The organism is Elizabethkingia sp. YR214 (assembly GCF_003058195.1).
Lineage (GTDB): Bacteria > Bacteroidota > Bacteroidia > Flavobacteriales > Weeksellaceae > Elizabethkingia.
The window spans coordinates 128,155-140,185 of record NZ_QBUH01000005.1 but is presented as its reverse complement, the minus strand read 5'-3'; the positions used below and the strand labels follow the sequence as shown (position 1 = coordinate 140,185).

12 protein-coding genes are annotated in these 12,031 nt (G+C 35.3%); 4 read left to right on the top strand and 8 right to left on the bottom strand.

The genetic code is table 11. From position 1 onward, the window contains the following. Window positions 1-4 precede the first annotated feature (4 nt). The 8 genes from C8J95_RS18605 to C8J95_RS11350 form a co-directional block, all read right to left on the bottom strand. Window positions 5-187 carry a hypothetical protein gene (locus C8J95_RS18605; RefSeq protein ID WP_146165455.1) on the bottom strand — a complete coding sequence of 61 codons (183 nt, stop codon included), beginning with the start codon at window positions 185-187 and terminating at the stop codon, window positions 5-7. A 297-nt stretch (window positions 188-484) separates the two neighbouring features. Next, window positions 485-1,252: a TatD family hydrolase gene (locus C8J95_RS11380; RefSeq protein WP_107808443.1), complete on the bottom strand. Its 768-nt coding sequence runs from the start codon at window positions 1,250-1,252 to the stop codon at window positions 485-487. A 63-nt stretch (window positions 1,253-1,315) separates the two neighbouring features. After that, on the bottom strand, window positions 1,316-2,281 hold the full coding sequence (locus tag C8J95_RS11375) for a GSCFA domain-containing protein (RefSeq protein WP_107808442.1): 966 nt from the start codon (window positions 2,279-2,281) through the stop codon (window positions 1,316-1,318). Window positions 2,282-2,286: 5 nt separating this feature from the next. Further along, complete coding sequence (locus C8J95_RS11370; RefSeq protein WP_107808441.1) at window positions 2,287-3,258, bottom strand: polyprenyl synthetase family protein; 972 nt, start codon at window positions 3,256-3,258, stop codon at window positions 2,287-2,289. 95 nt (window positions 3,259-3,353) lie between these two features. After that, window positions 3,354-4,490, bottom strand: a complete 1,137-nt coding sequence (locus C8J95_RS11365; RefSeq protein ID WP_107808440.1) for an inorganic phosphate transporter — start codon at window positions 4,488-4,490, stop codon at window positions 3,354-3,356. A 20-nt stretch (window positions 4,491-4,510) separates the two neighbouring features. Beyond that, window positions 4,511-5,149, bottom strand: a complete 639-nt coding sequence (locus C8J95_RS11360; protein WP_009085057.1) for a DUF47 domain-containing protein — start codon at window positions 5,147-5,149, stop codon at window positions 4,511-4,513. A gap of 138 nt (window positions 5,150-5,287) precedes the next feature. Further along, on the bottom strand, window positions 5,288-6,970 hold the full coding sequence (locus tag C8J95_RS11355) for a DEAD/DEAH box helicase (RefSeq protein WP_059155431.1): 1,683 nt from the start codon (window positions 6,968-6,970) through the stop codon (window positions 5,288-5,290). 114 nt (window positions 6,971-7,084) lie between these two features. After that, the gene (locus C8J95_RS11350; protein WP_059155432.1) at window positions 7,085-7,603 is read right to left on the bottom strand and encodes a thioredoxin family protein; all 519 of its coding nucleotides are present in this window, start codon (window positions 7,601-7,603) and stop codon (window positions 7,085-7,087) included. Window positions 7,604-7,827: 224 nt separating this feature from the next. Here C8J95_RS11350 and C8J95_RS11345 point away from each other — a divergent pair, with 224 nt between their 5' ends. The 4 genes from C8J95_RS11345 to C8J95_RS11330 all read left to right on the top strand — a co-directional run bounded on the left by C8J95_RS11345 (window position 7,828) and on the right by C8J95_RS11330 (window position 12,030). Further along, window positions 7,828-9,114 (top strand): adenylosuccinate synthase, encoded by a 1,287-nt coding sequence (locus tag C8J95_RS11345; RefSeq protein WP_107808439.1) that lies wholly within the window; start codon window positions 7,828-7,830, stop codon window positions 9,112-9,114. A 253-nt stretch (window positions 9,115-9,367) separates the two neighbouring features. Then, entirely contained in the window at window positions 9,368-10,192 is an 825-nt protein-coding gene (locus C8J95_RS11340; protein WP_107808438.1) for an energy transducer TonB, read from the top strand. A 163-nt stretch (window positions 10,193-10,355) separates the two neighbouring features. Continuing rightward, a complete protein-coding gene (locus C8J95_RS11335; protein ID WP_009085046.1) occupies window positions 10,356-11,150 on the top strand; it encodes a ParA family protein in 795 nt (264 codons plus the stop codon). Then, window positions 11,140-12,030 (top strand): ParB/RepB/Spo0J family partition protein, encoded by an 891-nt coding sequence (locus C8J95_RS11330; protein ID WP_107808437.1) that lies wholly within the window; start codon window positions 11,140-11,142, stop codon window positions 12,028-12,030. The genes C8J95_RS11335 and C8J95_RS11330 overlap by 11 nt, the downstream gene beginning before the upstream one ends. Window position 12,031: the final 1 nt, after the last annotated feature.

The window sequence follows — 12,031 nt, the reverse complement described above, 5'->3', positions numbered from 1 at the left end:
TTGTTTAACAACGAGATTTTCCTCCGTTTGAAGTTACGCGTAATGGACCACTGCCAACACCAATGTCACAATATGCATATTCACTGCCTGGCCATGATCTGCATTCGCCTGAAAAAGTTGTCCAATTTCCATTCCTGTCTTGTATACTATAGGTACAGGCCAATCCTTTACCAGAGACCTTTTTCAAATCTGCTCTTGAAAGTTTTTTAAAATTTTTCATCTTGTGTTTTTTTAATTAGTAATTATATTTTTATGTTAAAATTGTATGATGTGTATTATTGATTTTATTTATTATTGTAGCTTCAAATTAGTTAAATGATTTAAATTTATAATCATTTTTAATTTTTAAAATTATATTTTACTTATATTTAGAATTATTTTGTGGTCTTTATGGTTTATTATTAAAATTTTCTTGTGTTATTTTAAATAAAAAACGCCACATATTATTATATGCGACGTTTATGTTTTATAAAATTTGTCTAATCTATTTCATCCCGAAAATATTCAGTGCATTCTGATTGGTTATAGTCTCAATCTCTTTATAGTCCTTCTTATAAAGATCTACAAGTTTTCCAAGAACCAAGGCTGTATATGCACTTTCGTTTCTCTTACCGCGATGGGGAACAGGTGCCAGATATGGAGAGTCGGTTTCCAGGACAATTTTGTCCAGTGGAATTTCATTTAAGAACTGATCTATTTTTCCGTTTTTAAAAGTGACAACACCGCCTATTCCTAATACAAATCCTAAGTCTATAGCATGCTGTGCCTGATCCAGGTTTCCGGAAAAACAATGGAATATACCTCTTAATTTTGGATGCTTCTTTCTTTCTAAAACTTCAAAAGTTTCGTTGAAGCTTTCTCTTGTATGGATTACGATTGGTAAATCCATTTCAATTGCCCAATCAATTTGCTGCTCAAATGCTTTTACCTGAATATCCAATGTAGATTTGTCCCAGTAAAGATCTATTCCAATTTCTCCTATAGCGCAGAATGGTCTTTTATCCAGATATTTTTTTACCAAAGCAAGCTCTTTTTCCCAGGTTTCAGGCTGTACACTGCAAGGATGCAGGCCCATCATCGCAAAAATTTCATTTGGATATTGGGCTTCCAGTTCCAGCATTTTTTCATGAGTTTCTGAATCTACGGCAGGAAGATAAAACTTTTCAACACCAGCTTCTTTAGCCCGTTTAATAGCTTCATCTCTATCTTCATCAAATTGTTCGGAATATAGGTGGGTGTGAGTATCAATCATTTTATTGTTAAAAATTGTTTGTTGTAAAAAGGTTGTTTGTGTCTGAATATGCAGTGTAGAATTTTAAATTCTTACATCACGGAAAATATTGTGATGTACTTTCTGCTGTTGCTGGGCAATCCGTTCCTTCAGTTTTTCCTTAAAAATAATATATTCTTCAGAATTATGCTGAATAGGACGGTGCTGAAGCGCCTGGTTTATTTTCAGATTCTCTCTCATAAAGTCAAGAGTTTCTGGTGTAATATAAGCTTTCGAAAACTTTTCCCAGATGTATTGTATAGCCTGATTGTTTGGGTGTATCAAGTCTTCTTTATAAAACCTGTAATCTCTGAGGTCATCCATCAAAATTTCATAAATTGGCAAATATTCACAATAGTCTGATACTTCTACCAATTCATGAACTGCATTAATCAGTAAAGATTTACTTCGCTGATTTTCTATAATACCATCTTTAACATGCCTTACAGGGCTAATGGTAAATAGTACCTGTAATTTTTCAGAGGAAATGTCCTTTAGCATGTTAATCGTTTCCGAAATAGCATCAGTAATTTCCAAGTGGGACAAAAGTCTTTTTGTAAAATGTTTCTGAGGTATTTTATGGCAATTGGCCACAATTCTGTTTTGTTCTGTAAATTCATATACCCAGGATGTTCCATAGGTAATAATAATCCATTTGGCTTCTCTTAAGAACTCGACAGCTTCATTTAATGATTGGTTAATTCTGTCAAGACTTTTATGAAGATACTGATCATCAAAACTCGTATGATGATCCAGGCTGATGTATTTTCCCTGATGGTAGATGAAATCCTCTTCAGTATATTCTCGCCCTTCATAAATCCTTTTTAGAGCATTATTTACTGCTACAGGATGGAATATTGTCCCGAAAGGATTATTGATGGTTTGTAACTGTCCGGAAGCAAAAATGGAAGCCATTTCTGTAGCGAAACAACTTCCAATGCTGAAAATACGATCTTCAGCCTGAATTTTCTGCTTGCTTTCGGCAAGTTGTATTTCAGTTCTGAAAAGCATTTGTATTATGAATCTCTTTTTAACAGATAGTTTGCAAGTTCTATGAATGGTTGCTTCTTATCGTTTGGAAGATTAATTTTATTTAAATAATGCTGACCTTTTTCGTTATGCCTTTGGATTAGACGCTGTACTTTTTCGTCAACTTTAGTTCTGCGGAATATTTTTTCTACACCGTAAACCTTGTCAATATTATCAGTTTTCTTAGAATACCAGAAGTTTAGTTCTCTGCGTTCTTCCTCGTTAGCAAATTTCAGAGCAATAAGGTACAGTATAGTTTTTTTGTTTTCGAAAATATCTCCGGCATGTTTTTTACCAAACTGCTCCTGCTTTCCGAATACATCCAAATAATCATCCATAATCTGGAATGCAATACCAATATGTAATCCGAAATTGTAAAGGTATTCAGCTTGTTCATCGCTCGCTCCACCAATAAGAGCTCCGATCTTCAGAGATGCAGCACTCAGTACCCCTGTTTTATTGGTGATCATTAGCATATAGTCACGATAGGTAACATTCGGCATATTCTCGAAGTTAATGTCTAACTGCTGACCTTCGCATAGTACAGCTCCGGTTTCAGAGAATATCTTCACACATTTTTTGAATAACTCCGGCTCCAGATCTTCGAAGAACTGATAAGCTTTAATCATTAATGCATCACCTGAAAGAATTCCGGTATTAATACCATGCAATGTATGGATTGTAGGTTTATTACGACGTAGCGGAGCTTCGTCCATAATATCATCATGAATTAGCGTGAAATTATGGAAGAATTCAATTGCTAGTGCCGGCTTTATTGCAGTCTCCATATCACCGCCGAAAAGATCACATGCCATCATTACCATCATCGGGCGCAATCTCTTCCCCCCGTGTGAGATAATGTAGTTAATAGGATCGTATAGCTCAGACGGCTTCTGCGTAAATTTGTATTTCTCTATTCCCTCGGAAACAAGGTCCTGATATTGATCAAAAAACTTCATACTACAAAAATAATATTTTTACTTTCATTTCAGACTTTTTATAGACATAAAAAAACTACCCGGAAAGGGTAGTTTTATTTCTTTATTGTTTTGCTCTAGAATAATATTACAATAAGATACGCAAGAGCTGCTACAATAGCACTGATTGGAATCGTAAGTATCCATGCCCAAAGCAGGCTTACTGTAATTCCCCAGCGTACTGCGGAAACACGCTTTGTAAGTCCTACACCAATGATAGAACCAGTGATCGTGTGTGTTGTAGAAACCGGAATAGCTAAATATTCAGTAATGAATAATGTTAGTGCTCCTGCAGTTTCAGCACTTACACCTTCTAGTGGAGTTACTTTTGTAATTTTGGTTCCCATGGTCTTAATAATCTTCCAACCGCCACTCATTGTTCCCAATGCAATAGCAAGGAAAGACACTAATGGTACCCAAAGGTAATGCTGTGCAAAATAGTTGAATCTATCAGCTGAAGGCATTGCAGCATATCCGTCCTGTAAAATGTTTACATGGTAAAAGATTACTGCGGCTCCGATAATACCCATTACTTTTTGAGCATCATTCAAACCATGCGTCAAACTAAACAGAGCCGAAGAAGCTAACTGTAATTTCTTAAACGCCTGATCCGCCTTATGAGGATTACTTCTTTTATAAAGATGTACAATAATCAATGTAATAATAATTGAAATAACCATCCCGATAAAAGGTGCCAGGAAAATAAATAAGAAGATAGGGATTACTACGTTGAATTTAACAACCCCCTGAGTTGTCAATTGCTTGAATGCTAAAGAGAACGTATCAAAAAAGCCAAGCCCAGGTTGTGCTGCAGCGATCTGATTATAATCTGTAACAAAAGCGTGCATAAGAGCAGCGCCCAAGAAACCTCCGATAAGAGTATGTGATGAAGAGGAAGGAATTCCAAACCACCATGTAAGCAGGTTCCATGCTATAGCAGCAATAAGTCCCGAGAAAATTACTTCGAGAGTAATGAAATTTTCGTTAACCGTTTTAGCAATGGTATTTCCGATTTTAAATTCCCCTATTACATAAGCTGCAAGGAAGAAAGCGGCGAAATTCCATAATGCTGCCCACAGTACAGCCTGAAATGGCGTCAATACTTTTGTGGATACAATTGTGGCAATAGAATTGGCTGCATCATGGAAACCATTGATATAATCAAAGATTAGTGCTAAAGCAATAATAACTATTAGTAAAATAGGAAAATCCATTCTGTGTGTTATATATTAGTTTAGGCGTATTTAATCATGATGTTTTCAATAGTGTTGGCTACATCTTCAGCCTTATCTGTAACGATTTCAAGATAGTTTAATACAGATGAAACTTTAATAACGTTTATAGCGTCATTCGTTTCAAACAATTCTACCATTGAGTTGGATAATAAATCATCCGCAATATTTTCAATAGAGTTTACTTTAATACAAGCTTCTTTTACCTGCTCCATGTTTTTGAAACCTTTCAGGTTCTTCATAGCATTCTGGATCTCGATACAAGCTTTATGAATTAATAAAGAGAAATCCGTGTATGATTTTTGTTGTGGAGATTTGTATAGGTAAATATACTTTGCAGAAGCATAAATGTAATCGGCAATATCATCAAGACCTGTAGCCAACTCATGGATATCTTCACGGTCAAAAGGTGTGATGAAGTTTTTTCCTAGTTCCACAAAAATCTCGTGAGTAAGATCATCATTTTTGTGTTCGTAGTCGCTCATTTTTTTAAGCATTGAATCATCGTTCAGATCAAAATCCTTTAAACCGTTGTTAAACTCATTTGACATCTCGACAAGATTGTCTGTTACTTTCTCAAAAAGGACAAAGAAAATCTTATCCTTTGGTTGAAATGCGTGGAAAATATTACCAATTCCCATTATGATATAATCTTTAAAAGTTTGTGCAAATATCGGGAAAACGAATTTGTGTTTTCAGGGGTAAATATTAATTTTTGTTAACATAAAAAACACTGCCGTTTGGCAGTGTTTTAAATATTTAGAATAAAGCAAGTTAGATTAGTTAGCAACCTCCAAACGCATCTCTCTGCCTTTGAATTTTTTGTTGTTAATGTTACCCATTACTTCATTTTTGAAGCTTTTTTCTACTTCGAAGAAAGTGAATTTCTCTAAGATTTCAATATCTCCGATATCAGCTTTTTTACCTGATTTTTTAGTAGACTGGTTGATGATATCCAGTACGTCTACTTTTTTCAGTTCATCTCTCTTTCCTAGGTTAAAGAAGAAACGTACCATGTTTTCGCTTTTCTTTCTCGATTTACGATCTCCACGGTCTCTACTGTTTCTGTCTCCTCTATCCCTGTCTCTGTCACGGCTACGTTCACGTCTGCTTCCTCTCTCGGAATCATCTCTACCGTTAAACTTCTGCTCGGCAATATCATTACGGTTTTCGTAGTATAATGCCATGTCACGAAGTTGGAACTGTAATAGCTGACCAACAAGTTCTTCTTTAGTGAAGTTAGAAAGATCTGGAATTAAAGAAGCATCAAATTCAAAATAATTTTCGTGTTCAGAAAATAGTTTTTCAAAAACACCTTCTACCTGAGCTTTGATAATTTCTTGTCCTGTAGGAATGATTTTCTCAGTAATTTCAATTTTACTTTGGCTCTTAATCTGTTTCAGCTTGCGGCTTTCTTCAGGTTTGATTAAAGCAATGGAAATACCATCTTTTCCAGCTCTACCAGTTCTACCACTTCTGTGTACGAATACTTCAGGATCGTCCGGTAAAGAGAAATGGATAACGTGAGTTAAAGAATCTACATCTAGTCCTCTTGCAGCAACGTCAGTAGCAACCAGGATGTCGATATTCTTTAAACGGAACTTCTTCATTACAGTATCACGCTGTGCCTGAGAAAGATCTCCGTGAAGTGCATCTGCTGCATAACCATTTTGCATTAGGAAATCAGCAACTTCCTGAGTTTCCATACGGGTACGGCAGAAGATAATAGAATATTGGTTCGGGTTATTGTCAATAAGCCTTTTCAAAGCTTCTTTTTTCTGACGATATCCTACTACATAATATTCGTGCTTAATGTTCTTCTTAACCTCGTTAATAGAACCTACAGAAATTCTGTGCGGTTTAGTCAAATAATTCTTAGAAATACGTTCTACTTCCTTGCTCATTGTAGCTGAGAAAAGGAAAGTCTGCTTGGTTTCCGGAGTTTCGCTGATGATTGTTTCCAAATCATCTTTGAAGCCCATTGAAAGCATTTCATCTGCTTCGTCTAATACCAACCAGTGAATATTGGAAAAATCCAAAGATTTACGATTGATCAAATCGATAACACGTCCCGGTGTACCAACAATAATTTGTGGCTTCTCACGAAGAGATCTGATTTGGTCATTAATGCTGCTACCACCATATACGGCAACAGTCTTAATGTTAGGAAGGTATTTAGAGTAGTTTTTTATGTCTTTTGTAATCTGAAGACATAATTCGCGCGTTGGACACAATACCAAAAATTGGATTTTGCGGCTTGTGTCATCTACCATATCCAAAATTGGAAGGGAAAAAGCTGCAGTTTTTCCGGTACCCGTCTGCGCCAGAGCGATAAGGTCTCTGATGTCCGATGATATAAAGGGTATTGTTTGTTTCTGGATTTCAGTAGGGCTCTCGTAGCCTAGTTCACCAATAGCCTTCAGAATTTCAGGACTTAAATTGGTTTCAGTAAATAAATTCATTAATTTCTTAAATATTTTGCAAAGATACGATTTTTAACTTAAACATTTTTTTATAAATTACAAAAGCACATCATTTAACTAAGATGTGCTGAGTGAATTACCTTATTTTTAAGATTATTTTTTAAGGAGTTTATTGATGGTTGTTTGTATTTCCGGATCGTCCGGAGTGATAGCATAATATTTAGCAATTTTAGTTTTCTGATCGATAACCAGATAGCGCGGAATCCAGTTAAGATCAATATAATTATTAAAATTGTTTTTCCATCCTTCAGAAAACCAATAGTTTTCTTTTCCTTTCATGTTGAATTTTTCAAGGCTTTTGTCAAATCCTTCTCTGTTGCGATCCAATGAAAAGAACACAAAATGAACCTCAGGATTATTTTTTTCCAGTTCCTCTGCCTTTGGCAATGCCAGAATACAATCTCTGCACCATCCAGCCCAAAGATCGAGTACAATAACTTTTCCTTTATGTTTACTAAACACATCTTTAATAGACATGACGTCTCCGTTTTCAGCAGTGATTTTTTGTGCCAATGCTTCTTTTGTAAATAAGGTCTTTAATACTTTAGGGGTTTGCTGAGCGAAGGTTAAACCGGATAAAATTATTCCAAAAAATAGAATGGCTCTTTTCATGTCTCTTTAAATTGTTATAACAAAGCTATATAAAATATAGGAATTACAGAACAACTATTTTTATTCTATAATAAGGTTATGTTTTTTAGAGAATCTGATATTTAATTACTTCCAATAGCTTTTCCTTCGGGGTTTGTAAAGATTTCTTCTTAAAAATCTGATTTTAATTTGTCTTAAAAATGAATTAGAGCTAACTTTGCATGAATCTAAATTTATAGTAAAATATGTCAACTTACGTTGTAGTAGGCCTTCAGTATGGAGATGAAGGTAAAGGTAAAATTACGGATGTTCTTTCCGCTAAATCAGATTACGTAGTACGTTTTCAAGGTGGAGATAATGCAGGACATACTGTATATGTAGGAGATAACAAATTTGTCCTGCAACTTTTACCATCAGGTGTTTTACAATGCCGTGGAAAATGTTTCCTTGCTAATGGGGTAGTAGTAAATCCTAAATCTTTCCTGAAAGAAATTCAACAGATTGAAGATAAAGGAATGAAAACAGATCATGTGTTTATTAGCCGCAGAGCGCATGTGATTATGCCTTATCATATTCTCTTGGATACTTATAGAGAAGAAGAGCAGGGAGGTACACAGATCGGAACAACCAAAAAAGGTATCGGTCCATGTTACGAAGACAAAATTTCCAGAGTAGGTATCCGTATGGTAGACTTACTAAATCCTGAAATACTAAGAGAAAAGATTGAAAAAAATCTAAAGCTTAAAAATGCTTTGTTTTCCAAATATTTCGATAAGCCGGAAATGGACGTTGAAGAGATTTACAATGAATTTTTAGCATTAGGAGAAAAACTAAAAGATAGAATTGTAGATACTGAGCTTGAAATAAACGAAGCGATTAAAGAAGGTAAAAATATCCTTTTCGAAGGAGCTCAGGCTTTAATGCTTGATATCGACTTCGGAACTTATCCATACGTTACATCATCTTCTCCTTCTACAGGTGGGGTTTGTACAGGTGCTGGTGTTCCGCCAACATCTCTTCAGAACCTTATTGGTGTAGCAAAGGCTTACTGTACAAGAGTAGGAAACGGGCCTTTCCCTACAGAGCTAGATAATGAGTTGGGAGAAAATATACGTAAGATTGGAGGTGAATTTGGTGCTGTAACCGGAAGACCAAGAAGAACAGGTTGGTTAGACCTTGTTTCTTTAAAGCATGCTTGTATGATTAACGGTATCAACAACCTTGTAATTACTAAATTAGACGTAATGACAGGTCTTGGTAAATTGAAGATCGCTACACACTATAAAACTGAAGATGGTAAAATCATTGATTACTTCACTTCTTCTACAACCAAGTTATATAACTATGAGCCTATCTATGAAGAATTAGAAGGTTGGGATGAAGATATTACTACGGTAAGAAGCTATGATGAGCTTCCTGCAGCAGCTAAGAAGTATATTGAGTTTATTGAAAAATACTTAGGTATTAATGTATACTTAGTTTCTGTAGGACCAGAACGTTCTCAGAATATTATCAGAAAAGAGCTTTTCTAAGAAAAAAGAAATAGCAGAATAATATAAAAGTTCCGGAAATATTTTCCGGAACTTTTTTTGTTGAAAAATAATATGTGTAAGTGTTTGGAAGGTTAATATTATTCTAAATCCATGACTGATGAATATGTGTTTTGAGAAAAAAGTTATTATTTGATAAATACTTGTTAGATTTTAACAATTTTTTGGAATAAATTTTGATTTGAATGATGTATATGTGTTAATTTTTTTATTTAATCATCAAAACCACAAATCTATGAAGCCATTCCAACATCTGAACCATGAGTTCGCTTTGAATGAAATTGTTTTTGAAAACAGAAACAAATCTTACGGTGCCTATGACCTGAGAAATCGGGCCGGGCAGTATATGAACAAAGCCCTTTTTTCAGGGATTCTTTTCTTTGGTGTAATTACCGGAGGATCTATTCTTTATATGAATTTGAATAATAAAAATGTTATTACAGATATTGGGAAACCTGTTTTCATGAATCCTGTTAATGTAGATATAGATCCTGTAAAACCAAAAGATCCGGAACCAGTTCAGCCGCAACCACAGAAAGTAGTGAAAACAGTTGATAATCAACTACCGGAACCGGTGAATAATCCACCAATTGAGAAGATTACAACGAAAGTACCAATAGATGCTGTTCCTGGAACACATGATATAGATGGATCTGTTGTAACTAATCCAAATATTCCGGTTCCAACAATTAAAACTCCAGGAGATGGAGTTATACCTGCTCCACCACAACCAAAGGTTCCAACAAATGAGATCATTAAAGATGTAGATGTTGAGGCTGCTTTTATTGGAGGATTGGATTCTTTCCGTAATAAGATTAAAGAAAACTTCGACGGAACAGTGATGGAAGGAACGGAAGGAGTTATTAAAACGATGGTAACCTTTATTGTAGAAAGAGATGGTACAATTACCAATATAAAGGCAGATGGTCCTAACAAAGATTTTAATGATGAGGCTATCCGTACGATAAAATCAGTAAAAGGCAAATGGAATCCTGCTAAATTAGAAGGTCAGAATGTAAGATCTTATTTCAGAATTCCGGTGTCTATGAAATTTGAATAAATTTTACCAGATAAAATTGCTATAATTATCCACAAAGAGTTTTTTTTGTGGATAATTTTTTTAAGGTGTAAAGCCTTGTTTAACAAATATTTAACAAGATCACGTCTTTTGTGATAGGCGTTAGCATTAAAAAAATTGTATTTTTGAATCTTAAATCTTGAAAATGGGTAAAATAATAGGAGTGGCAAACCAAAAAGGAGGCGTAGGAAAGACAACTACATCTGTTAATTTAGCTTCTGCATTGGGTGTTTTAGAGAAAAAAGTTTTACTAATAGATGCTGATCCACAGGCTAATGCAACTTCGGGTTTAGGAGTTGAAGAAGTATATAATTCTACATATAATGTTTTAGAAAATAGCAAGAATGTACGCGAATGTATACAGAGAACCACTTCTCCTAATCTGGATATTATGCCGTCGCATATTGATTTAGTTGCGGCTGAAATAGAGTTGGTAGATAAAGAAAGACGTGAGTACATGCTGAAAGAAGCATTGAAGGAAATTAAAAATGATTATGACTACATTATTATCGACTGTGCTCCAAGTCTTGGACTTATTACAATCAACGCATTAACTGCTGCGGATTCAGTAATTATTCCTATCCAGTGCGAATATTTTGCTTTGGAAGGTTTAGGTAAATTACTTAATACCATTAAAAATGTTCAGAGAATCCACAATCCGGATCTGGATATCGAAGGTTTATTGCTTACAATGTATGATAGCCGTTTAAGATTATCTAATCAGGTTGTTGAAGAAGTTAATTCCCATTTCCCGGACATGGTATTCAGTAGTATTATCAACCGGAATGTAAGATTGAGTGAAGCGCCAAGTTTCGGTGAGTCTATTATTATGTACGATGCCGAAAGTAAAGGAGCTATACAATATATACAGCTTGCAGAAGAAGTTTTGTTGAAGAACGAGTCAAAAACCAAAAAGAAGAAAGAAACCATTGAAAGATAAGAAAAGAGCCATGGGGCGTGGTTTAGGTGCTATTCTTAGCGCTGAAACCAAAGGCACAGTAAACTCAGCAACGGATGCCGGAGCGGAGCAGTTAGTGGGCAATATAGTAGAGGTGTCTATCGATGATATATATCCCAATTCTAGTCAGCCACGTACTTATTTTGATGAAAAGGCACTTAATGACCTTGCTCAGTCTATTCTGGCTTTAGGTATAATTCAGCCAGTAACGTTACGTAAGGACGGAGATAAATTTGAAATTATCTCTGGGGAGCGTCGTTTCCGTGCCAGTAAGATTGCCGGCCTGAAAACAATTCCGGCCTATATAAGATTGGTAAACGATCAGGAGCTTTTAGAAATGGCTCTTGTAGAGAATATACAACGTGAGGATTTAGATGCCATCGAGATAGCACTTACCTACCAAAGATTAATTGATGAAATAGGCCTTACTCAGGAAAATCTTAGTTCCCGTGTCGGAAAAGAGAGAAGTACCATTACCAACTCATTACGTTTACTAAAGCTTAGTCCTGAAATTCAGGGAGCAATAAGAAGTAATGAGATCTCAGCAGGTCATGGCCGTGCCTTGCTAAGTCTTCAGGACGAAGCACAGCAGGAAGTGCTTTATCAGAAAATTGTTAAAGAAAACCTGAATGTTCGCCAGGCAGAAGAGCTTGTTAACAAATTAAAGAACAGTAAACAAAAAACTGTTAAAGCTATAAAAGAATTACCGAACCATTTGAAGAAAGCACAGAAAAGTATTTCCGATGCTTTGGATTTGAATGTGGAGATTAAATCTGTTGGAAAAGGTAAAAAAGGTAAAATTATTTTAGATTTTGCTTCAGAAGAAGATCTGGAGAGAATCTTGAAGCTTATAGGGGAATGAG

Bases quoted from the DNA above. Each gene is read 5' to 3' on its own strand.
- C8J95_RS11380 (WP_107808443.1), bottom strand. From the start codon at position 1,252: ATGATTGATACTCACACCCACCTATATTCCGAACAATTTGATGAAGAT.
- C8J95_RS11375 (WP_107808442.1), bottom strand. From the start codon at position 2,281: ATGCTTTTCAGAACTGAAATACAACTTGCCGAAAGCAAGCAGAAAATT.
- C8J95_RS11370 (WP_107808441.1), bottom strand. From the start codon at position 3,258: ATGAAGTTTTTTGATCAATATCAGGACCTTGTTTCCGAGGGAATAGAG.
- C8J95_RS11365 (WP_107808440.1), bottom strand. From the start codon at position 4,490: ATGGATTTTCCTATTTTACTAATAGTTATTATTGCTTTAGCACTAATC.
- C8J95_RS11360 (WP_009085057.1), bottom strand. From the start codon at position 5,149: ATGGGAATTGGTAATATTTTCCACGCATTTCAACCAAAGGATAAGATT.
- C8J95_RS11355 (WP_059155431.1), bottom strand. From the start codon at position 6,970: ATGAATTTATTTACTGAAACCAATTTAAGTCCTGAAATTCTGAAGGCT.
- C8J95_RS11350 (WP_059155432.1), bottom strand. From the start codon at position 7,603: ATGAAAAGAGCCATTCTATTTTTTGGAATAATTTTATCCGGTTTAACC.
- C8J95_RS11345 (WP_107808439.1), top strand. From the start codon at position 7,828: ATGTCAACTTACGTTGTAGTAGGCCTTCAGTATGGAGATGAAGGTAAA.
- C8J95_RS11340 (WP_107808438.1), top strand. From the start codon at position 9,368: ATGAAGCCATTCCAACATCTGAACCATGAGTTCGCTTTGAATGAAATT.
- C8J95_RS11335 (WP_009085046.1), top strand. From the start codon at position 10,356: ATGGGTAAAATAATAGGAGTGGCAAACCAAAAAGGAGGCGTAGGAAAG.